This window comes from Mycolicibacter sp. MU0102, from assembly GCF_963378105.1.
GTDB lineage: Bacteria > Actinomycetota > Actinomycetes > Mycobacteriales > Mycobacteriaceae > Mycobacterium > Mycobacterium holstebronense.
Map to the genome: position 1 here is coordinate 3,420,016 of NZ_OY726398.1, position 21,339 is coordinate 3,441,354.

At 68.4% G+C, this 21,339-nt stretch carries 21 protein-coding genes; 8 read left to right on the plus strand and 13 right to left on the minus strand.

Translation table 11 applies throughout. The annotated features are described in order from the left end of the window. The first annotated feature begins 32 nt into the window (after positions 1 to 32). Complete coding sequence (locus RCP37_RS16170) at positions 33 to 1,793, plus strand: glycoside hydrolase family 15 protein (RefSeq protein WP_308484035.1); 1,761 nt, start codon at positions 33 to 35, stop codon at positions 1,791 to 1,793. Between the two features lies 1 nt (position 1,794). On the opposite strand, the gene RCP37_RS16175 is transcribed toward RCP37_RS16170, so the two are convergent. Next, positions 1,795 to 2,973, minus strand: coding sequence for an alcohol dehydrogenase catalytic domain-containing protein (locus RCP37_RS16175; protein WP_308484036.1), 1,179 nt, complete (start codon positions 2,971 to 2,973; stop codon positions 1,795 to 1,797). A gap of 125 nt (positions 2,974 to 3,098) precedes the next feature. Between RCP37_RS16175 and RCP37_RS16180 the strand changes: the two genes are divergently transcribed. Together RCP37_RS16180 and RCP37_RS16185 are read left to right on the plus strand one after the other, a co-directional pair. Then, positions 3,099 to 4,604, plus strand: a complete 1,506-nt coding sequence (locus RCP37_RS16180; RefSeq protein WP_308484037.1) for an FAD-dependent oxidoreductase — start codon at positions 3,099 to 3,101, stop codon at positions 4,602 to 4,604. A gap of 87 nt (positions 4,605 to 4,691) precedes the next feature. Further along, positions 4,692 to 5,147, plus strand: a complete 456-nt coding sequence (locus tag RCP37_RS16185) for a pyridoxamine 5'-phosphate oxidase family protein (protein ID WP_308484038.1) — start codon at positions 4,692 to 4,694, stop codon at positions 5,145 to 5,147. Positions 5,148 to 5,153: 6 nt separating this feature from the next. Here the strand turns inward: RCP37_RS16185 and RCP37_RS16190 are convergent, their stop codons facing one another. The 4 genes from RCP37_RS16190 to RCP37_RS16205 form a co-directional block, all read right to left on the minus strand. After that, positions 5,154 to 5,942: an RNA polymerase sigma factor SigF gene (locus tag RCP37_RS16190; protein ID WP_308484039.1), complete on the minus strand. Its 789-nt coding sequence runs from the start codon at positions 5,940 to 5,942 to the stop codon at positions 5,154 to 5,156. Next, the gene (locus tag RCP37_RS16195) at positions 5,939 to 6,376 is read right to left on the minus strand and encodes an ATP-binding protein (RefSeq protein WP_308484040.1); all 438 of its coding nucleotides are present in this window, start codon (positions 6,374 to 6,376) and stop codon (positions 5,939 to 5,941) included. Before RCP37_RS16195 ends, RCP37_RS16190 begins: the two co-directional genes overlap by 4 nt. Before the next feature lie 247 nt (positions 6,377 to 6,623). Next, positions 6,624 to 6,935: a protein UsfY gene (gene usfY / locus RCP37_RS16200; protein WP_308484041.1), complete on the minus strand. Its 312-nt coding sequence runs from the start codon at positions 6,933 to 6,935 to the stop codon at positions 6,624 to 6,626. Positions 6,936 to 7,100: 165 nt separating this feature from the next. Next, positions 7,101 to 7,484: a hypothetical protein gene (locus tag RCP37_RS16205; RefSeq protein ID WP_308484042.1), complete on the minus strand. Its 384-nt coding sequence runs from the start codon at positions 7,482 to 7,484 to the stop codon at positions 7,101 to 7,103. Positions 7,485 to 7,632: 148 nt separating this feature from the next. On the opposite strand from RCP37_RS16205, the gene mbp1 reads away from it, so the two are divergent. The 3 genes from mbp1 to RCP37_RS16220 all read left to right on the plus strand — a co-directional run bounded on the left by mbp1 (position 7,633) and on the right by RCP37_RS16220 (position 9,015). Further along, positions 7,633 to 7,872, plus strand: coding sequence for a microaggregate-binding protein 1 (gene mbp1, locus RCP37_RS16210; protein WP_065039057.1), 240 nt, complete (start codon positions 7,633 to 7,635; stop codon positions 7,870 to 7,872). A 139-nt stretch (positions 7,873 to 8,011) separates the two neighbouring features. Beyond that, positions 8,012 to 8,686 carry a winged helix-turn-helix domain-containing protein gene (locus RCP37_RS16215; RefSeq protein WP_308484043.1) on the plus strand — a complete coding sequence of 225 codons (675 nt, stop codon included), beginning with the start codon at positions 8,012 to 8,014 and terminating at the stop codon, positions 8,684 to 8,686. Positions 8,687 to 8,700: 14 nt separating this feature from the next. After that, positions 8,701 to 9,015: a hypothetical protein gene (locus RCP37_RS16220; RefSeq protein WP_308484044.1), complete on the plus strand. Its 315-nt coding sequence runs from the start codon at positions 8,701 to 8,703 to the stop codon at positions 9,013 to 9,015. Positions 9,016 to 9,017: 2 nt separating this feature from the next. On the opposite strand, the gene RCP37_RS16225 is transcribed toward RCP37_RS16220, so the two are convergent. Together RCP37_RS16225 and RCP37_RS16230 are read right to left on the minus strand one after the other, a co-directional pair. Next, positions 9,018 to 9,353 carry a hemophore-related protein gene (locus tag RCP37_RS16225; protein WP_065039055.1) on the minus strand — a complete coding sequence of 112 codons (336 nt, stop codon included), beginning with the start codon at positions 9,351 to 9,353 and terminating at the stop codon, positions 9,018 to 9,020. Between the two features lie 36 nt (positions 9,354 to 9,389). Then, complete coding sequence (locus RCP37_RS16230; protein ID WP_308484045.1) at positions 9,390 to 9,785, minus strand: hypothetical protein; 396 nt, start codon at positions 9,783 to 9,785, stop codon at positions 9,390 to 9,392. A 106-nt stretch (positions 9,786 to 9,891) separates the two neighbouring features. On the opposite strand from RCP37_RS16230, the gene RCP37_RS16235 reads away from it, so the two are divergent. Both RCP37_RS16235 and nei2 read left to right on the plus strand, forming a co-directional pair. Next, the gene (locus RCP37_RS16235; RefSeq protein WP_308484046.1) at positions 9,892 to 14,352 is read left to right on the plus strand and encodes an ATP-dependent helicase; all 4,461 of its coding nucleotides are present in this window, start codon (positions 9,892 to 9,894) and stop codon (positions 14,350 to 14,352) included. Further along, on the plus strand, positions 14,352 to 15,116 hold the full coding sequence (gene nei2 / locus RCP37_RS16240; RefSeq protein ID WP_308484047.1) for an endonuclease VIII Nei2: 765 nt from the start codon (positions 14,352 to 14,354) through the stop codon (positions 15,114 to 15,116). Before RCP37_RS16235 ends, nei2 begins: the two co-directional genes overlap by 1 nt. A gap of 89 nt (positions 15,117 to 15,205) precedes the next feature. On the opposite strand, the gene RCP37_RS16245 is transcribed toward nei2, so the two are convergent. The 6 genes from RCP37_RS16245 to RCP37_RS16270 all read right to left on the minus strand — a co-directional run bounded on the left by RCP37_RS16245 (position 15,206) and on the right by RCP37_RS16270 (position 21,323). Beyond that, positions 15,206 to 15,631 carry a hypothetical protein gene (locus tag RCP37_RS16245; protein ID WP_065039052.1) on the minus strand — a complete coding sequence of 142 codons (426 nt, stop codon included), beginning with the start codon at positions 15,629 to 15,631 and terminating at the stop codon, positions 15,206 to 15,208. A gap of 78 nt (positions 15,632 to 15,709) precedes the next feature. After that, complete coding sequence (locus RCP37_RS16250) at positions 15,710 to 16,582, minus strand: pseudouridine synthase (protein ID WP_308484048.1); 873 nt, start codon at positions 16,580 to 16,582, stop codon at positions 15,710 to 15,712. After that, a complete protein-coding gene (gene nhaA / locus RCP37_RS16255) occupies positions 16,579 to 17,847 on the minus strand; it encodes a Na+/H+ antiporter NhaA (protein WP_308484049.1) in 1,269 nt (422 codons plus the stop codon). Before nhaA ends, RCP37_RS16250 begins: the two co-directional genes overlap by 4 nt. Positions 17,848 to 17,916: 69 nt before the next feature. Beyond that, on the minus strand, positions 17,917 to 18,066 hold the full coding sequence (locus RCP37_RS16260; protein WP_308484050.1) for a hypothetical protein: 150 nt from the start codon (positions 18,064 to 18,066) through the stop codon (positions 17,917 to 17,919). Positions 18,067 to 18,122: 56 nt separating this feature from the next. Next, positions 18,123 to 19,835, minus strand: a complete 1,713-nt coding sequence (locus RCP37_RS16265) for a glycerol-3-phosphate dehydrogenase/oxidase (protein WP_308484051.1) — start codon at positions 19,833 to 19,835, stop codon at positions 18,123 to 18,125. Positions 19,836 to 19,898: 63 nt separating this feature from the next. Further along, entirely contained in the window at positions 19,899 to 21,323 is a 1,425-nt protein-coding gene (locus tag RCP37_RS16270) for an NAD(P)H-quinone dehydrogenase (RefSeq protein WP_308484052.1), read from the minus strand. Positions 21,324 to 21,339: the final 16 nt, after the last annotated feature.

Here is a 21,339-nt window from a genome sequence, read left to right on the forward strand (position 1 = left end):
TACCCGCGCGCGGCGGCGGGTATGCATCTGCCATGGACGAGGGACCTCCGCTGCTTGAACGCTTCCCGCCTCAGGTGCTGCGCCAGTATGCGTTGATCGCCGATGGCGAACGCGGGATCGTGGTCGGGCCGCGCGGCGATTTCGGCTGGATGTGTTTGCCCCGCTGGGACAGTCCGGCGGTCTTCAGTTCGCTGCTCGGGGGCTCCGGGGTCTATGCCGTCACCCCGGAGCTGCGCTACGTGTGGGGCGGCCGATACGAGGACCGATCGCTGATCTGGCGTTCCCGCTGGGTCACTACCGATGGGATCGTGGAGTGCCGCGAGGCGCTGGCCTTCCCCGGGGACATGCACACCGCAGTGGTGCTACGTCGCATCCGCGCACTCGATCGGCCGATGCGCTTGCAGGTTGCACTGGACGTTCGCGCCGACTTCGGCGCCACCGCCATGTCGGGGCTCTCTTGCGAAGATGGCGTCTGGACCGGACGGTCGGGGCCGCACCGATTCCGGTGGGCGGGCGGGGCCACGGCCCGCCCCGCCGCCGACGGATCGCTACGCATGGTGCTCGACGTCGCGCCGGGAAGCGACCACGATCTGGTGTTGGAGTTGTCCGATCGCGAGCTGCCGGACCAGCCTGTGGGCGCGGAAACGGCCTGGGATGGAACCGAAAATGCTTGGAAGCAAGCTGTTCCCGAGGTCACCGGCACGCTGGCCGATATCGATGCACAACTGGCCTATGCGGTACTGCGCGGCCTGACCAGCACCGGCGGTGGCATGGTCGCGGCGGCGACGATGTCGCTGCCGGAACGGGCCAAAGAAGGGCGCAACTACGACTATCGCTACTGCTGGATTCGCGACCAGTGCTACACCGGACAGGCGATCGCCGCTGCCGGCCCGCATCCGCTGCTCGATGACGCCGTCCGGTTCGTCACCGAACGGGTGCTGGCCGACGGACCTGACCTGCGGCCGGCGTACTGCGTCGACGCGACGATGCCGCCGCCCGAACACGACCTGTCGCTGCCCGGGTACCCGGGCGCGTCGGCCAAAACCGGAAACTGGGTGGGCGGGCAGTTCCAACTCGACACCTTCGGGGAGGCGCTGTTGTTGCTGGCCGCCGCCGGCCGGCTTGACCGGTTGGACGGCACCCATTGGGGCGCGGTGCACACCCTGGTGGATGCGATCGAAAAACGTTGCGCCGAACCAGATGCCGGCATTTGGGAACTCGACAACCAACGCTGGGCCCATTCCCGGCTGATGTGCGCGGCCGGGCTGCGCCGAATCGCCGGCGTGGCGTCGCTGGCCGAAGGTGCCCAGTGGCAGCGGCTGGCCGACAAACTGGTCAGCGACACCAGCAGCGATTGTCTGCACCGAGACGGCAGATGGCAACGCGCACCCGATGACTCCGGGATCGACGCCGCGCTGTTGCTGCCCGGCCTGCGCGGAGCCGTCGCGGCCGATGATGCCCGCACCCTGGCGACCCTGGCCGCCGTGCGCCGGGACCTCACCCAAGACGGATTCGTCTACCGCTACCGGCCCGACCAGCGCGGCCTCGGCGAGGCCGAGGGGGCCTTTCTGCTGTGCAACTTCGTCATGGCGCTGGCCGATCACCAACAGGGCAATGACCTTGCTGCGCTTCAATGGTTCGAGCGGGGCCGCACCGCATGCGGACCTCCGGGCCTGCTCGCCGAGGAGTATGACGTGAGCCAACGTCAGTTGCGCGGCAACCTGCCGCAGGCCTTCGCGCACGCGCTGCTGTTCGAGGCCGCACACCAGTTGGCCGGTCTTAACACGACTTGAGTCACGGCTTGAGCGTGATCTTCACCGCGCCGTCGCGCTTCTCCTGAAACATCGCGTAGGCCTCTGGCGCTTGTTCCAGCGGCAGTTCGTGCGTGGCAAAGGTTTCGACGCCCAGCGGGTCGTCGTCGGTCAGCAGCGGCATCAACGAGTCGATCCGCGGCTTGACGTTGGCCTGGCCCATCCGCAGCGTGATCTGCTTGTCGAACAAGGTGAACATCGGCAACGGGTCGAGCTTTCCACCGTAGACACCGACGATCGACAGGGTGCCGCCGCGGCGCACGATATCGATCGCGGCGTACAGCGCGGCAAGCCGGTCGATGCCGGCCTTGCTGATCAACGGTCCAGCCACGGCGTCCGGCAGCAGCGAGCTGAGCTGCTGGACGGCCTTGGCGCCGCCGGAGCCGTGCGCCTCCATGCCGACGGCATCGATCACCGCATCGGTCCCGCGGCCGTCGGTGCGGTCGCGTATCACCTCACCAAGGTCGGACACCTCACGCAGATCGACGATTTCGATCCCGCGTCTGGCCAGCCGGCCCAGCCGCTCGGGCACCAGATCCACGCCGATCACCCGGGCCCCCTGATGCGTGGCGATCCGGGCCGCCATGTCACCGATCCGCCCGAGTCCCAGCACCGTCACCGACCCGCCGTCGGGTATCGCCGCGTAGTCAACCGCCTGCATTGCGGTCGGCAGCACATCGGACAGATAGACGAAGCGCGAATCCGGCGGGCCCTCAGGAACTTTGATGTGGGTGTATTGCGCCTGGGGAACCCGCAGGTATTGCGCCTGCGCCCCCGGAACCTGGCCGTAGAGCTTGGAGTAACCGAACAGTGCGGCTCCGGTGTCCTGCTCGCGGACCCGGGTGGTGTCGCACTGGGTCGGCAGGCCGTGTTGACACATACAGCAATGACCGCAAGCGATCTGGAACGGGATGACCACTCGATCACCGGGTTTGAGGTTGCTGACCTCGCGTCCGACCTCGGCCACGATGCCGATCGGCTCGTGCCCCAGGATGTCACCGGGGTCCATGAACGCACCGAGCACCTCGTAGAGATGCAGATCGGATCCACAGATATTGGTGGTCGTCACTTCGATGACCGCGTCGGTCGGCTTCTCGATCACCGGGTCGGGGACGGTGTCGACCTGGACTTTGCGCTTGCCCTGCCATGTGACTGCCCGCATCGGGTCGCCTCCATCGTGTCGCGCGAACACCGCCGGGCTACCCGCCCACTCCGCAGCGCAAACACGTTGTCCATGCCGGCGAATCCCGCACGTTTCACCACCGCCCCGCGGGGTACTGATCGACCATGACCTCGTTGTGGCTCGCCGACCGGATCGCAACATCGCCTGCTTCGGGCACCGCCGAAGATCTGCCCGGTGTCGCCGACGTGGTGGTGGCCGGCGCCGGTATCACCGGTCTGATGACCGCGGTGCTGCTGGCCCGCGCAGGCCGCCAAGTGCTGGTGCTGGAGGCGCGGACGGTCGGAGCCTGCGCGACCGGGAACACCACCGCCAAGATCAGCTTGCTGCAGGCCACCCAGCTGTCGACAATCGCGGCGAAGCAGGGCAAAAGCCTGGCCGCTGCGTACCTGGACGGCAACCGCGCCGGACAGGACTGGCTGCTGTCGTTCTGTGCGGCCGCCGGGGTGCCGGTCCAGCGCGAGGACGCCTACAGTTTCGCCCAGTCCGAGCGTGGGGTGGCGGCGGCACGCGCCGAGTTCGAGGCCTGCCGCGCGCTGGGACTGCCGGCGACATGGGAGGCGCACGCCGACGTGCCGTTCGACTACCACGGCGGTGTCCGACTGGCCGAACAGGCGCAGTTCGACCCGATGCCGTTCCTGGACGCACTGCGCGCCGAGCTGCTCGCCGCCGGCGGACAGCTGCTGGAACACACCCGGGTACAGCGGGTTTCCAGCATCCGTCGCGGACTTCGACTGGAAGTCGACGGCCCGCACCGGCACGCCGAACTACAGGCCACCCAATTGGTGCTGGCCACCGGGATCCCGATCTTGGACCGCGGCGGATACTTTGCCCGCGTCAAACCCAGCCGGTCATACTGCATGGCGTTCGACGTGCCCGGCGAGGTCACCCGTCCCATGATGATCTCCACCGATTCGCCGACGCGGTCGCTGCGCTACGCCCCGGTCAACGGCTCCGAACTGCTCCTGGTCGGCGGGGCCGGCCACACCGTCGGCCGCGAAAAGCACCCGATCGATGCGCTGGCCGAACTCGAGTCATGGACGGTCAGACATTACCCGGGCGCCATCCGCACGCACCTGTGGTCGGCGCAGGACTACGCGCCCGTCGACGAGCTGCCCTATGTCGGTCCCATCCTTCCGGAGAACGAAACCATCTACGTGGCAACCGGGTTCAACAAGTGGGGCATGACCAACGGGGCGGCCGCCGCACTGGCGTTGTCGGGCCGGCTGCTCGGCGAGCGACCGGAGTGGGACCGGGCGTTCGCCAGCTGGAGAACCAGCGAGCTACGCGGCCTGCCGACGGCCCTGGCGGCCAATCTTGCGGTCGGCGTCAACCTGGCGAAGGGCTGGATCACTCCGACCGCCCACATCGGCCAGCAATGCCTGGGCACCGATGTCGGCGTGGTCAGCGGACCCCCGTGGCGCCTGCAGGCCCAGTGCCGGGTGGACGGCGTCGAACACCGCCTCTCCCCGGTCTGCCCCCACCTGGGCGGCATCGTGAACTGGAACGACGCCGACCGGGCCTGGGAGTGCCCGCTGCACGGGTCGCGCTTCGCCCCCGACGGGACCCTTCTGGAAGGCCCCGCCACCCGCGGTCTGGCCGCCGGCAGCTGAGCAGCCGCCGACGTCGTTTACCGTGCGCCGGGACGGGTAACCGACCGCTGGGCGGTGAATGACGGCTGCGAAGCGACGAGGTGAGCGGTGTGCATCATCGACCATGACATGCGCCAGATCGTCGAGAGCGCAAAGCTGGCGTTCGTGGCCACCGTCTGCGACGACGGTTCGCCGAACCTGTCACCCAAGGAGTCCCTGCTGGTCTACGGGGACGAGCACCTGGCATTCATGCACATGGCGTCGCCGACGACGGCGGCCGATCTGCGCCGGGACCCGCGCATCGAGATCAACGTGGTGGACTTCCTCAAACGGCGCGGCTACCGCTTCAAAGGCACCGCACAGTTGCGACCGCCCGGTGACGAGGTCTACGAGTGGCTGCGGCAGTGGGTCGTCGACACCCAGGGACCCCAGTTTCCGTGTCGCGAAGCCGTACTGGTCCGGGTCGAGCGCGCGCTGCCGATCGCCTCACCGGCCTACATGTTCGGCGATGCCCACGAAGCCGAACTCATCCGGTGGTGGTCGCAGATCTACGGGTTGCGATGAGCAAGGCTACTGCAGCTGATCGCGCAGCTTCGCCAGCGATTTGGCCAGCAAGCGCGACACATGCATCTGCGAGATACCGACCCGCTCGGCGATCTGGGTCTGGGTCATCGAGTCGAAGAACCGCAACACCAGCACCGTGCGTTCGCGTTCTGGAAGGGCATCCAGCAAGGGCCGCAACGCCTCTCGATCCTCGATGCGGTCCATCCGGGCGTCGACCTCACCAAGGGTGTCCGCGATCGAGCGGACGTCGTCCTCGTCCGAGCTGCCGCCGCCGTCAATCGACAGCGTGTTGTACGAGCTGCCCGCGACCAGTCCTTCGACCACCTCGTCGCGGCTCAACTCAAGCTCGGCCGCGAGCTCGGAGGCCGTCGGTGCCCGGCCCAGGCGTTGCGACAGTTCGGCTGTGGCCACACCCAATCGAAGATGCAGCTCTTTGAGCCGGCGGGGAACCTTGACCGACCAGCTGTTGTCACGGAAATGGCGGCGGACCTCGCCCATGATCGTCGGCACCGCGAACGAAACGAAATCCGAGCCGGTCTCGACGTCGAAGCGGGTCACGGCGTTGACCAGACCCACCCGAGCTACCTGTACCAGGTCGTCTCGCAACTCCCCGCGGCCTTCAAACCGGCGGGCGATGTGGTCGGCCAGCGGCAGACACCGCTCGACGATCTTGTCCTTGCGGTTGCGGAAGTCGGGTGAGTCGGCATCGTATTGGGCGAGCTCACGAAACATGTCGCCGACGTCGGCGTACTCCGATCCGGACTGTGAGCCGCTGCCGGCGGCACGCGGAGTCACCTCCCGGAATCCGCCCGGCGGGTCGTCAGCGTGACCCCGAACACCTCACCCGCGCCGTTGGATTCGTGCCCGTCGCGGAACGTCTCGACGTCGTCGACCAGCGAAGTGAGCACGTGCCAGCTGAAACTTCCCGGGGTCAGCACGCCGGCCCCGTCACCGGCCGCCGACGCCTGGATCGTCACGTGATCGTCGTGCGGGTCGATGACGACAGTCAGCATCGCGCCGGGTGCGGCGCTACGGATCAGCTGGGTGCACAACTCATCGATCGCCAGCCGCAGATCAGCGACGGTGTCGACATCAAGGTCCTCGTAGGTCGCGATCGCACCGACCAACATGCGCACCACCGCCAGGCTTTCCAGCCGGGGCGCAACCCGTAGTTCGACGGCGCGTTCGCTGCACGATCGCTGAGCCCGGTCACTGTCAATGTCGGTCATGAGGCCTCCCGGCGAAATCGGACCGAGACTACTGCTGCGTGTCAATCGACTGCTCACCACCCTCGCTTGCAGGCACCCTCGCGCATTTCGCGTTCAGCCGACACCGTCAACATCGCACGCCGGCTGCCCGGAGATCAGTCATGGGAAGTCTGTACCCCATCGCCGGGGAACTCAATCATCGATTTCGCCGCCCAGACATAGAGCGGCCCGGCCGGAACACCGGCCGGGCCGACTTGACCCCCTCGGGTTAACTCGTGGAGGGCTGCTGGTGCATCTCGGCGTGCGCCAGGTGCCACTCGTGGTTCACCTTGCCGATCCGGCGATGCTCGAACAGCAGCCACACCGTGCCCAGGACGGCGGCGAGCACCGCGATAACCGCGACCTCCACGCCCTGACGATCGTGACCGGTCCCAAATGCGGCGAGACAACCGATACCGGCCACCATGCCCACCACCAGCAATGAATAGCCCGGCCAACCCATGACGTCGATCATGGCGCGGCCCGCGTGGGGCCGAGTCGTCCGGACATGGTCGACCGGGTCATGAAACGTGTCGCCCATTGCAATTCCTCCTCCTGAACAGCAATCTGGAGCCGCTCCAGAAGTCGACCGATATGAGGTGAACCCGTCCGCGACCCAAAACTATCGTATGCCGATACGTTGATCCCGGCGTCTCGTTTACAGGATGTTCACAGACATGCAACAGCGAAGCCAATGCCGGTCTCGTCATCGGTCCACGCCCATGATCGGCACCGCGCTGACCAGCAATACGACCAGCATCAACGTCAGCAAGAACCATCCGGCGCCCTGCCACCCCCACCAGGTTCCCCGCCCACGCCAGACCCGGTAAGTGCGTGCAAACGCCCGCAACCCACCAGCGGCCAAGATCACCGGAGCACCAACGGCAAGAACGGTTCGGTACTGCCTTCCGCAGCCCGCGGTGGCCGACCCTGGATTGCACGTGCTCACCCACAAGACCGCTATCACGACAAACGCCAGCGCGATAGCGGTCACCAGCCCGGCGAATCGAGCAGCCGCTCGGACCTCCCGGTCCTCCTGGCCCAGCCGATCGCCACCGGGAACAGAGCGCGACGGTGTGCGCGGTCCCACATCTCCCACCGTCCGCGCTGATGAGCTCTGCGTCAAGGCGATTCATTCGTTTGGGTCAACGTTTGGACGCCGGGCCGCCCGGGAAGCCTTGCCGTTGTGGCGGGCTCTACACCGCGTGGAGTTGCCACAGAACACGAAGGGAGGACCTATGTCGGACGACAAGAGCAGCGCTACCGAAGACGGCATCCGCGGCGCCGTGGAAGGCGTCAAGGGCAAGGCCAAGGAGGCGTTGGGGGCCGTGACCGGCAACGACGAGATGGCCCGCGAAGGCCGGGCGCAGCAGGACAAGGGCGAAGCCCAGCGCGACGCCGCCAAGCACCAAGCCGAGGCCGAATCGGCCCGCGCGGGCGCTAAGGCAGCCGAGGCGCGCGAGCAGTCTCACCAGTAGCCCGAGGGGAGGGCAGGCCCGGTTCGCCTGGCGGGCCGGGCCTGTCGCTATCCGCTGGGGGTTACTTCCTGGGTGCAACGGGTAGTAAAACCCTTGAAAGCCTTGAGGCGGCATAGCATCCATGGGTTGGAGCCTGGCGATGGAAATCGTGTTACTGACCGACCGCGACGAATTCGCGCAGCCGCTGCTGGGGTTGGGCGTCTTCGGACATTCGATCGTGCGCGGTCCGCTCGCCGTCAACGCTCGGGCCGACTACCGCGGCGCAAACGCCGCTCTGGTGGACGGTTGCGCCGATCTTCCGGTAGCGCGGGAGAGCTGTCGCAAACTCGGAGCCTGGGAGCCATCCGCTGCCGTACTGGCCGTCGTCGCCGCCGAAGACTTCGCCGCGGTCGGCCTCGACTGGCACGTCGACGACGTCCTGAGCGCGACCGCAGGGCCCGCCGAGGCGAACGCGCGGCTGCGACTGGCCTTGGCCCGTCGGCGCGAATCCACCCACAACACGCTGGAATTCGGCGCCTTGGTCATCCACCCGGACAGCTTCACCGCCTCGCTGTCGAATCGCGATCTCGACCTCACACTCACCGAATTCAAACTGCTCAACTATCTGGTTCAGCATGCCGGGCAAGCATTCACCCGGGCCCGGCTGCTGCGTGAGATATGGGGCGGCGAGGGCGGGCGTCGCAAAGTCGATGTCCACGTACAGCGATTACGCGCCAAGCTCGGTGCCGACCACGAGTCGATCGTCGATACGGTCCGCGGTGTCGGTTACATGACGCCGGAGTTGCCCCAGTCGCAATGGGCCATCGCCAACTGAGAGAGCCAAATGCCATGACCGAACAACCTGATTCCGATTCCGCGGCGACCGACACCACACAGGACGACACGTTGCCGCCGAGTGAGGCCACCGATTCCGACGAACTGCGCAATGACGACGGCGACGCAGCCGTCAGTCCACCGGACGAATGGCAAGCCGCTGACAGCGAGACCGCACATGAGTCGTTGGACGCCAAGCTGGCGGCTGAGCAGCCCGATGCGGCCGGCCCTGACCACGATCCAGACGAAGCTGTGCCAGGCGGTCGACACCGCGCGCAGATGTCCGGAAGTCCCGAAGACGGCGACTCGTTCTTCACCGTCGAGGAGTGAGCTCAGTAGTAGTTGTCGCAGGCGTTGGCCAAGGGACTGAAGAGCGCAACGTAATGGGTGCCATCTGGCGTGCCCTGCGCTTGGTCCACGATCTGCTGGCGCTGCGCGGGCGGGGCGGCCAGAAAGTTCTGCAGCCAGGACCGTTCGGCCGGTGTGGCGTTGAACTGCTCGGCGTCTCCGGGTGCCTGGTCGTTCATCGCCGACACCACCTGTGAGTAAGTGCAGGTGGTGTTGACCACCGGGTCGGTGTCCGGGTCGGCGGAGGCCGCTGCCTGCCCACCGGTCAGCACCAAGGCGGCAAACCCGACCGCGGCGGGCATTGAAATCAGGTCAGACATCTCGCGATCCCCTCTGTAGATCCGCCACTGGGTCCGTCAAAACATCAGGACTAAAACCGCCAAGTCGGCCAACAGCAGCGCCCACCCGCACGCCCAGACCACGATCCCGCGGCGGTGCGTCGCCAGGAAGAAGGCGAGGAACAGCGTGAGCGCCGCTACGCCGGCCGCTCCGTGATAGAGCACGCCGAACAGCGACCCGTTCACCTTGAGCTCCGGGCACGCCGCCCGGTTGCACAGTGCGGAGCCGGACACCCTGGCCAGCGCGAACGCCATGAGAAGTGCGGCGGCCGGTGCGGTCAGCAGCGACAGCGCCCAGTTGGCCCACGTCCAATCGCGGGGCAGCGCTTCGGGCGGCGCGACCCCTGCCGCGCGCGGTTGCGCGTCGGCGAAGATCGGCCGGACCGCCGTCACACCGTCATCGGCAATGATCATCCCCCGCCTCCGATCACCGCAATCACCGTTGTCGGATACCCGGCGGCGACGAGCACAAAACCGCAGCGCGGGAGCGCTCCGGCTCCGAACTTGGCACCATGGCTGGGTGAGCCCACAAGACCGAGGAACGCCGGCGCCGCTGGCTCGGTTCTCGGCGCTGACCCGGGACTGGTTCACCGGCACCTTCCCAGCGCCGACGCCGGCCCAAGAGCAGGCCTGGTCGGCGATCGCCGACGGCCACAACACCCTCGTGGTCGCCCCGACCGGCTCCGGTAAGACACTGGCGGCGTTCCTGTGGGCGCTGGACCAACTGACCGCACAGCCCGGTCAGGGCACCCGGGTGCTCTACATCTCGCCGCTCAAGGCACTGGCCGTCGACGTCGAGCGCAACCTGCGCACTCCGTTGGCGGGCATCGCCCGGATGGCCGCACGGCGCGAGTTGCCCGCTCCCGGCATCACCGTGGGCGTGCGCTCCGGCGACACCTCGCCAGCGCGGCGCCGCGAGCTGGTCTCCAAGCCGCCCGACATCTTGATCACCACCCCGGAGTCGCTGTTTCTGATGCTGACGTCGGCGGCGCGGGACACGTTGGCCGGGGTGCGCACGGTGATCGTCGACGAGGTACACGCGGTGGCCGGGACCAAACGGGGCACCCACCTGGCGCTGTCCCTGGAGCGCCTTGACGCGATGCTGGCGCGTCCCGCTCAGCGAATCGGGTTGAGCGCCACGGTGCGTCCGGCCGAAGAGGTCGCCCGGTTCCTGTCCGGCCAGTCCCCGACCACGATCGTGACTCCCCCGGCCGCCAAAACGTTCGAGCTGACCGTCCAGGTTCCCGTGCCCGACATGGCCAATCCGGCCGAGGGCACCGTCTGGCCCGAGGTCGAAGAACGCATCGTCGACCTGATCGAAGCCCACCGGTCCTCGATCGTGTTCGCCAACTCGCGACGTCTCGCCGAGCGACTGACTGGTCGGCTCAACGAAATTCACGCAGAGCGTTGCGTCGACACCGCGGAGGCCGCGGCCCCCCTGGCACGCGCCCACCACGGTTCGGTATCGCTGCAGACTCGAGCCGACGTCGAGGAGGATCTCAAGAGCGGGCGGCTGCGCGCGGTGGTGGCGACCTCGAGCCTGGAACTGGGGATCGACATGGGCGCGGTCGACCTGGTCATCCAGATCGAAGCACCGCCGTCGGTGGCCAGCGGACTGCAGCGCGTCGGTCGAGCCGGACACCAGGTCGGCGAGATCTCCTCGGGCGTACTGATTCCCAAACACCGCACCGATCTGATCGGCTGCGCGATCGCGGTACAGCGGATGCTCGCCGGCCAGATCGAAACCCTGACCGTGCCGGCCAATCCACTGGACATCCTGGCCCAGCACACGGTGGCCGCGGCCGCGCTGGAGCCACTGGATGCTGAAGCCTGGTTCGACACCGTGCGCCGCAGCGCTCCGTTCGCCACCCTGTCGCGCGGTGTTTTCGAGGCGACGCTGGATCTGCTCTCCGGCAAATACCCGTCGACTGAATTCGCGGAACTGCGACCGCGTTTGGTCTACGACCGCGACGCCGGGACCCTGACCGGTCGGCCCGGCGCGCAACGACTGGCCGTCACCTCCGGTGGCGCCATCCCCGACCGCGGACTGTTCGCGGTGTACTTGGCCGGCACTGACGAAACGCGGAAACCCTCCCGGGTCGGCGAACTCGACGAGGAGATGGTCTACGAGTCGCGTCCCGGCGACATCATCTCGCTGGGCGCCACCACCTGGCGGATCACCGAGATCACCCACGACAGGGTGCTGGTCACCCCGGCACCCGGTCAGCCGGGCCGGCTGCCGTTCTGGCACGGCGACGGTGTCGGGCGGCCCGCCGAGCTGGGTGCGGCGCTCGGCGCATTCACCGGCGAGCTGGCCGGCCTTGACCCTGAGTCGTTCGACAAACGCTGCGCGGGACTGGGTTTCGACGACTATGCGGTCGACAATCTGAGACGACTACTCGACGATCAGCGCGCCGCCACCGGGGCGGTGCCCACCGACACCACGCTGATGGTAGAGCGATTCCGCGACGAACTCGGTGACTGGCGGGTGGTCCTGCACTCCCCGTACGGACTGCGTGTGCACGGGCCGTTGGCACTGGCGGTGGGCCGGCGGCTGCACGACCGCTACGGCATCGACGAGAAGCCGACCGCCTCCGACGATGGCATCGTGGTCCGGCTGCCCGACACCGACTCCGGCGCCGAAGCTCCCGGCGCGGAACTGTTCGTGTTCGACGCCGACGAGATCGAGGCGATCGTCACCGCCGAGGTGGGCGGCTCGGCCTTGTTCGCCTCTCGGTTCCGGGAATGCGCGGCCCGGGCATTGCTGTTGCCGCGCCGCCACCCCGGCCGGCGCACCCCGCTATGGCAGCAACGCCAGCGAGCGGCCCAACTGCTCGACGTGGCCCGCAGATATCCGACGTTCCCGATCGTGCTGGAGACGGTGCGCGAATGCCTGCAGGACGTTTACGACGTCCCCGCGCTGACGGCACTGATGGCCCAGATCGCCCAACGCCGAGTGCGGGTGACCCAAGTCGAGACCCCCACCCCGTCACCGTTCGCGGCGTCGCTGTTGTTCGGCTACGTCGGGGCATTCATGTACGAAGGCGACAGCCCGCTGGCGGAGCGCCGGGCGGCGGCCTTGTCCCTGGATCCCACTCTGCTGGCGCAATTGCTGGGCCGAGTCGAGCTGCGCGAACTGCTCGACCCCGAGGTGATCGCCTGCCTGAGCGCACAACTGCAGCATCTGACGCCGGAGAAGGCCGCCCGCGACGCCGAGGGGGCGGCCGACCTGCTGCGGCTGCTCGGTCCGCTCACCACCGAAGAGATCAGCGCCCGGGCCGCGGGTGCTGCGGTGAGCGGGTGGCTCGAACACCTGTTGACCGCCCGGCGGGTGCTGACGGTGGCGTTCGGCGGGCAGCGCTGGTGGGTGGCGATCGAGGACATCGGCCGGCTGCGCGACGGCCTCGGGGTGGCGGTACCGCCGGGGGTGCCGATGGGCTTCACCGATCCGGTCGCCGACCCGCTGGGTGAGCTGCTGGGCCGCTTCGCCCGAACCCGGGGGCCGTTCACCACCGGACAGGCCGCGGACCGGTTCGGGCTGGGAGTGCGGGTCGCGGCAGACGCGCTGGGTCGACTGGCCGCCGACGGACGTGTGGTGCGTGGCGAATTCGCCGACTTCCCGGACTCCCCCGGCGAACAGTGGTGCGACGGTGAGGTGCTGCGGATTCTGCGGCGCCGGTCACTGGCCGCGTTACGGGCGGCGATCGAGCCGGTTTCGCCGGCCGCCTACGGCCGGTTCCTGCCGGCCTGGCAGCAGATCGGCACTCCGGAGGTCGCCACCACCGGTGTGGACGGGCTGGCGGGGGTGATCGAACAACTGGCCGGCGTGGCGCTACCGGCGTCGGCGGTCGAACCGTTGATCTTCGGGCCGCGGGTGCGCGATTACTCGCCGGCCATGCTCGACGAGCTGCTGGCCTCCGGGGAGGTGCTGTGGTCGGGCGCGGGCGCGCCGGCCGGCAGCGCCCCGGCCACCGACGGCTGGATCAGCTTTCACACCGCCGATTCGGCGCCGTTGACGTTGGCACCCGCGACGCCGATCGAATTCGGCGACGCCCACCGGGCGATTCTGGATGCCCTGCACGGCGGCGGTGCGTTCTTCTTCCGTCAGCTCTGCGGAGAGGCGAGCGAGGCGGAACGCAAAGCCGCACTGTGGGAGCTGATCTGGGCGGGATGGGTCACCGGCGACACCTTCGCTCCGGTGCGCGCGGTGCTGGCCGGTACCCGGCGCTCCACCCCTGCGCACCGCAGCAGACGCCCGCCCCGGCTCAGCCGTTACAGTGTCGCGCACGCCGCTGCCCGCGCCGCCGACCCGGCAGTGGCCGGTCGCTGGTCGGTTTTGCCCGCCCCGCAGGAGGATTCCACCGTGCGGGCGCACCACACCGCCGAACTGCTGCTGAACCGCTACGGCGTGCTGACCCGCGGCGCAGTCGCCGCCGAGGCGGTACCGGGCGGTTTCAGCACGGTCTACAAGGTGCTGACCGCCTTCGAGGAAGCCGGGCGATGCCAGCGTGGCTATTTCATCGAGTCGTTGGGGGCGGCGCAGTTCGCGCTGGCCTCCACGGTGGACCGGCTGCGCGGCTATCTCGACGGTGTCGACCCGGCCCGCCCCGACTACCACGCGGTGGCACTGGCCGCCGCCGACCCGGCCAACCCGTACGGTGCGGCACTGAGCTGGCCGGCGCACCCGGGAACGGCCCGGCCGGGCCGCAAAGCCGGCGCGCTGGTGGTCCTGGTCGACGGGCAGCTGGCGTGGTTCGTTGAGCGAGGCGGCCGAACGCTGCTGAACTTCGCCGACACCGCCGAGGCACAGCGTGCCGCCGCCGGGGCGTTGACTCGGCTGATCGCCGACCGGCGGGTGGACGGGATTCTCATCGAGCGGGTCGACGGCGTGCCGGTATTGGAGCTACCCAATTCTCCGACACTGGATGCGTTGATCGAGGCCGGGTTCTCCCGCACGCCGCGCGGATTGCGGATGCGCTGATGCCCGAGGGAGACACCGTATTTCACACTGCGACGGTGCTGGCCACCGCGTTGGCGGGGAAGACCTTGACCCGCTGCGATATCCGCGTTCCGCGGTACGCGGGCGTCGATCTGAGCGGGCAGCGCGTCGATGAGGTGCTCAGCCGCGGCAAACATCTGTTCATCCGCGTCGGATCGGCCAGCATCCATTCGCATCTGAAAATGGAGGGCAGTTGGCGGGTGGACCGGCGCCTTGCCAGACACAGCCCGGTCGATCATCGGGTGCGAATCATTTTGGAGGCAGGCCCCGTCCGCGCCACCGGTATCGATCTGGGCGTGCTGGAGGTGCTGGACCGCCACCATGACGGCGACGCCGTCGCGCACCTGGGGCCGGATCTGCTCGGCGCCGACTGGGATCCGGCTGCGGCCACCGAGCGCCTGGTTTCAGATCCGCAGCGCCCGCTGGCATCGGCACTGTTGGATCAGACGGTGATGGCTGGAATCGGCAATGTCTACTGCAATGAGTTGTGCTTCATCGTCGGACGGCTACCGACGACACCCGTTGTGGAACTGAATGATCCGGGTCGGCTGGTGTCGCGGGCACGCGAGATGTTGTGGGCTAACCGGTTGCGATGGTCGCGCTGTACCACCGGCGACACCCGGCCGAGCCGACAGCTGTGGGTGTACGGCCGGGCCGGCCTGCCGTGTCGGCGATGCGGCACCAGCGTGGATTCCGACCGCGAGGGCGAGCGTATTCGGTTCTGGTGCCCGTCATGTCAGCGGTGATGCCGGGACTCCCGGTCGCTGACAAACCGAAGCCGGCCGGCTAGCTTGCCGGCCGGCTTTCGGCTGTCAGCACTGGAAGGGTTGGTCGATCACGGCCACCCGCCGCAACCCACACCGGGTACGCAACCTCCGCCGCCGCCGGGACCACCCCAGCCAGTGGGGCCACCGGGGATCGTGCCGCTGCCCCCGCCGGGCCCGCCACCGCCGGTCGGGCCACCGGGAATCTGGCCCCCGCCACCGCCGGGCCCACCACCGCCGGTCGGACCACCGGGAATCTGGCCGCCGCCGCCACCCGGTCCGCCACCACCGGTCGGGCCGCCCGGCTCGCCCGGGTTTTCTGGGCCCGGTCCGCCCGGTACCGGTTCGGGTGCCATCTCGGTCGTGGTGGTCGTCGTCGTGGTGGTCGTGGTCGTGGTGGTACTCGGCCCCTCTTCTTTGGTGCCGTTGCAACCGGCCGCCACCAGCGCGACTGCGCTGCCGAGCACCGCGATCGTCATCTTGCTGTGTGCCTTCATCAGAATCAGACTCCTTCTGCTCTGGTCGTGCCTTGCTGTACCCAGGACTGTCACAGCCGAAACCCCGGGCGGCCGGAGTCAGTTCGCGTCGAGGTCGCGTTCACTCACGAAACCACGGGGCCGCCCGGTGAAGGGATCGTCGAACTCGAGCCGGTAGGCCAGCAGTTGCAACGGCTGCGAGAAGTCGTCGGGGGCAACATCGATGACCTGCGGGTACAGCGGGTCACCGTCGATCGGCAGACCGAGTGAGGCCAGGTGAACTCGCAACTGGTGGGTACGTCCGGTGCGCGGGGTAAGCCGGTAGCGGCCATCACCCACCGACTCGACCAGCGTCTCGGCGTTCGGCTCGCCGGGTTCTTCGCGCGCCTGCAGGCAACCGCGCTCTTTGACGATGCGACTGCGTACCAGCTGCGGGAACACGACGGTCGGCTCGGCGGAGGACCTCGCCAAATACTGCTTGCGCACCGCGCCGCGGGCGAACAGGGTCTGATAGGGCCCCCGCAGCTCTTTGCGGGTGGTGAACAGCAGCACCCCGGCGGTCAGTCGATCCAACCGATGCGCCGGACTCAGCTCTGGAAGGTCCAATTCGCGCCGCAGCCGTACCAGCGCGGTCTGGGCCACATGGCTGCCGCGCGGCATGGTCGCCAGGAAGTGCGGCTTGTCGATCACCACCAGATCCGCGTCGCGGTACAGCACCGGAAGGTCGAACGGTACCGGCACCTCGTCGGGCAGATCGCGATAGAAGAAGACGTGCGCCCCGGCCGGCAACACCGTGGTCTCGTCGACGACCGCCCCGTCTGCGGTAACCACTTCGCCGGCAGACACTTTCGCCGCGGTGGCCGTACCGAACCGGGTACGCAGCTCGGCGGCCACCGGGCCGCCGTGCAAACGCAGCCGGGCCGGCCCCAGACCGTCACGGACGGGCAGCGGGGCGGGCCGTCGACGGGTCATCGCGGTTTGAGATCGAATGCCGGCGCGCTGTCCGCATCGCGGGCATAGGCACGGTCGCGGATGGTCAGCAGCACCGCCGCCAGCACCGCTGCGGTAAGGGTGCCCATCAGCACACCCAATTTGACATGTTGTTGACGAACAGGATCGCTGAAGGCGAGGTCTCCGATGAAGAGTGCAACGGTAAACCCGATGCCCCCAAGCAAGGCCAGAGCGACCACGTCGACCCACTTCAATGAGGTGTCGAGCTCGGCTCGGGTCAGTGCGGCGGTCAGCACGGCGGCGCCGGCGATGCCCACCGCTTTTCCTACAACCAGGCCGGCGGCGACGCCAATGGCAATGGGATCGTGCAGTGTGCTGGCCAATCCATGCAGGCCACCGAAAGTCACGCCGGCTGCGAAGAACGCGAACACCGGCACCGCCAGGGCCGCGGACAGCGGGCGAATCCGGTGCTCGAGACTCTTTGCGTCCAGCCGATGCGGAGGCGACGTGCCGCGCTTGCCCGCCTCCCGAACCGGAACCGTCAGGCCGAGCAGGACACCGGCGATGGTGGCATGCACACCGGATTCGTGGACCAGATACCAAGTGGTTAAGGCCAGCACGAGCAGCACCGCGGCGTTGTCGAAACGGCGGGACGCCACCGCGAACAACGCCAACGGGACGAGTGCCAGCCCAAGTGCGACGAGGTTGAGGTCGTCGGTGTAGAACACCGCGATCACGGTGACCGCCAACAGGTCATCGACCACCGCCAAGGTCAGCAGGAAGGTGCGCAATGCCGAGGGCAGGTGCGAGGAGATCACGGCGAGTACGGCCAATGCGAACGCGATGTCGGTGGCGGTGGGAATGGCCCAGCCGCGCAGCGCTCCGCCACCGGTGTGGGCGTTGATGGCGACGAATATCACTGCGGGCATGACCATTCCGCCGACCGCGGCAACGACAGGAAGCGCGGCGCGACGCGGGTCACGCAGGTCGCCGGCAAGCACTTCGTACTTGAGCTCCAGGCCGACCACGAAGAAGAAGATCGCCAGGAGGCCATCGGCCGCCCACTCCGACACCGAGAGGTGCAGATGCCAGGTGCGGGGTCCGAAAGTGATGTCGCCGAGCCGGTAATAGGCAGCCGCCCATGGCGAATTGGCCCACGCGATCGCGCAGGTAGCCGCGACCAGCAGCAGTGCCCCGCCCACGGTCTCCTTGCGAAGCACGTCGGCGAGTCGGCTGGCTTCGGCCGATGATCCGCGGCCGAAAAGCGGGGGGCGACCAGAGGTCAAGGGAGGGCCTTTGATTCGAGTGACAGATATGTCAGAGGCCTAGAGCCTCGAGGTGAAAGGCGTTGTCGCTCAGCGGTGCGCAGGGGGGCAGCCGGCAAGTTTGCCGTGCGCGTTGTTGCCCCAGGACGTGGTGTAGCCGTTGGTGCCCCGAGGGCGCAGATCCCGGTCAGCCAGCAGCAGCACTTTCCGCATGGCGGTGCGGTGTGTCTGCGTGGGCATGCCGCTCACCATACCGGGGCCGACAGACGTTCCGCCAGGTCAGCGGCGTTCGGCGTTCAGGTAAGCGGAATCGGCTCCAAAATTTCGGCCCGCGCCTCGGGCGCACTGACTCGCAGCGCGTCCGCCGAGGCGTCGTCGGGCTGCTCCTGCGAGAGGATCTCGGCCTCGACCCGTGCGGTGTAGTTGGCCACCTCCCGGTCGATGTCGGCGTCGTCCCAGCCGAGCACCGCGGCCATCACCTCGGCGACCTCGCGCGCACAGTTGACCCCGCGGTGGGCGTACTCGATGGAGATCCGGGTCCGCCGGGCCAGTACGTCCTCCAGGTGCAGTGCGCCCTCCGCGGCGGCCGCATAGGCGACTTCCACCTTCAGGTAGGTGGGAGCCTCGGCGATCGGGTCCAGTAGCTCCGGCTGCCCGTCGGCAACCGCCAGGACGTCGTGGATCAGCGAGCCGTAACGGTCCAGCAGGTGGCGCACTCGGTAGGGGTGCAGGCCCTGGTGGGCACCGACGTGCTCGGCCTGGTTGATCAGCGCGAAGTAGCCGTCGGCGCCCAACAGCGGCACCTTCTCGGTGATCGAGGGAGCCACCCGCGTCGGGATGTATTCAGCGGCGGCGTCGATCGCGTCGGCCGCCATCACCCGGTAGGTGGTGTATTTGCCGCCGGCGATCGCCACCAGGCCCGGCGCCGGAACCGCGACCGCGTGCTCGCGCGACAGCTTCGAGGTGTCGTCGTTCTCCCCCGCCAGCAGCGGCCGCAGCCCGGCGTACACGCCTTCGATGTCGGCATGGGTCAGCGGCGTGGCCAACGCGGTGTTGACGTGGGTCAGGATGTAGTCGATGTCGGCCTTGGTGGCCGCGGGGTGGGCCAGATCCAGATTCCAGTCGGTGTCGGTGGTGCCGATGATCCAGTGGGTGCCCCACGGGATGACGAACAGCACCGATTTCTCGGTCCGCAGGATGATGGCCGCTTCCGAAACGATCCGGTCGCGCGGCACCACGATGTGCACCCCCTTGGAGGCCCGGACGTGGAACCGGCCGCGCTGACGCGAGAGCGCCTGGATCTCATCGGTCCATACCCCGGTGGCGTTGACCACGACGTGTCCCTGGACTTCGGTGACTTCGCCGTTCTCGGAGTCGCGGACCCGCACCCCGGTCACGCGGTCGCCTTCGCGCAGTAGCGCGACGACCTGGCTGGAGGTGCGGATGACCGCGCCGTAGTGCCCCGCCGTGCGTGCGACGGTCAGGGTGTGGCGAGCGTCATCGACGACGGTGTCGTAATAGCGGATGCCGCCGATCAACGCGCCGCGCTTCAGCCCCGGACACAAACGCAGTGCGCCGGCGCGAGTCAGATGACGTTGCGCGGGAACCGATTTCGCCCCGCCCAGCTGGTCGTAGAGGAAGATGCCGCTGGCCACGTAGGGACGTTCCCACCACCGCCGGGTCAGCGGGTACAGAAACGGCAGCGGCTTGACCAGGTGCGGCGCCAGCGTGGTCAGCGACAGCTCGCGTTCGTGCAGGGCCTCGCGCACCAGCCCGAACTCCAGCTGCTCGAGGTAGCGCAGGCCGCCGTGGAACATCTTCGAGCTTCGGCTCGAGGTCCCGGCGGCGAAGTCGCGCGCCTCGACCAGCGCCACCCGCAGGCCGCGGGTAGCGGCGTCAAGCGCACAGCCGGCGCCCACCACCCCCGCGCCGATCACCACTACGTCGAACTGCTCGGAGCCCAGTCGTTCCCAGGCTCGCGCTCGTTGGTCCGGTCCCAGCGTGCTCACGTGTGCCAGGCTACGTGGCCGCCCGCCCAAACACGCCGCGACGCTCGCTTGGAGTACTGCCGCTCAGTCGAGGTCGTCGTGCGTCATCAGCCGGCGAGCCGCCTCGGTGAGCGAGCCCGACAGCGACGGATACACCGCCAGCGTCTGTGCCAGGTCGGCGACGGTGATCCGGTTCTGCACCGCCAGCGCGATCGGCAGGATCAGCTCCGAGGCGATCGGGGCCACCACCACCCCGCCGATCACCGTGCCGGTGGCCGGCCGGCAGAACAGCTTGAGGAACCCGTAGCGCATCCGGCTCATCTTCGCCCGGGCGTTGGTCTGCAACGGCAGCATGACGGTGCGGGCGGGCACCGTGCCGTCATCGATCTGCGACTGCGGCACCCCTACCGCGGCGATCTCGGGGCGGGTGAACACCGCGGCGGCCACCGTGCGCAGCCGGATCGGGGCCACCGCATCGCCCAGCGCGTGATACATCGCGATCCGGCCCTGCATGGCCGCGACGGACGCCAGCGGCAGCAGTCCGGTGCAGTCGCCGGCGGCGTAGATCCCGGACACCGACGTGCGCGACACCCGGTCCACCTGTAGGTAGTTGCCCGGTCCGAGCTCGATCCCGACCCGCTCCAGGCCCAGTCCGGAGGTGTTGGGCACCGACCCGACTGTCATCAGCGCGTGGCTTGCCGCCACGGTGCGGCCGTCGGTCATGGTGACCAGCACCCCGTCACCGGAGCGGGTCACCGAGGCGGCCCGGGCGTTCTTGACCAGCGTGACGCCGCGTTCGGCGAACACACTCTCCAGCACCCGCGCCGCGTCGGGATCCTCATGCGGGAGCACCCGGTCACGGCTGGCCACCACCGTCACCTTGACCCCGAGTTCGGTATAGGCGTTGGCGAACTCCGCGCCGGTGACCCCCGAACCCACCACCACCAAGTGTTCGGGCAGCGTGTGCAGGTCATAGAGCTGGCGCCAGGTCAGGACTCGCTCGCCGTCCGGCTCGGCGCCCGGCAGGGTGCGCGGGCTGGCGCCGGTGGCGATCAACACCACGTCCGCGTCGAGCACCCGTTGCCCACCGTCGTGCTCGGTGACCCGGACTCGGTGATGCGCCAGGCCGGCTTCTGGGTCGATCAGCTCCCCGTGGCCGGCGATGACCTCGACGCCGGAGTTGAGCAGCTGGGTGCGGATGTCGGCGGACTGCGCCGCGGCCAGGGATTTCACTCGCTCGTGGATCTTGTCCAGCTCGATCTCGGCGTCGGTGAAGTGGATGTCGAAACCCAGGTGCGGGGCGCGCCGCAGCTCGGTGCGGACCCCGGACGAGGCGATGAACGTCTTGGACGGCACGCAGTCCCACAACACGCAGGCGCCGCCCAGGCCGTCGGCGTCGACCACCGTCACCGTTACCGCTTCGGGACCCTTGGCCGCCGCGACCAACGCCGCCTCATAGCCGGCCGGGCCGCCGCCGACGATCACAATGCGCGTCGAGGGAGAAGTCACAGCGACTAACCTATCC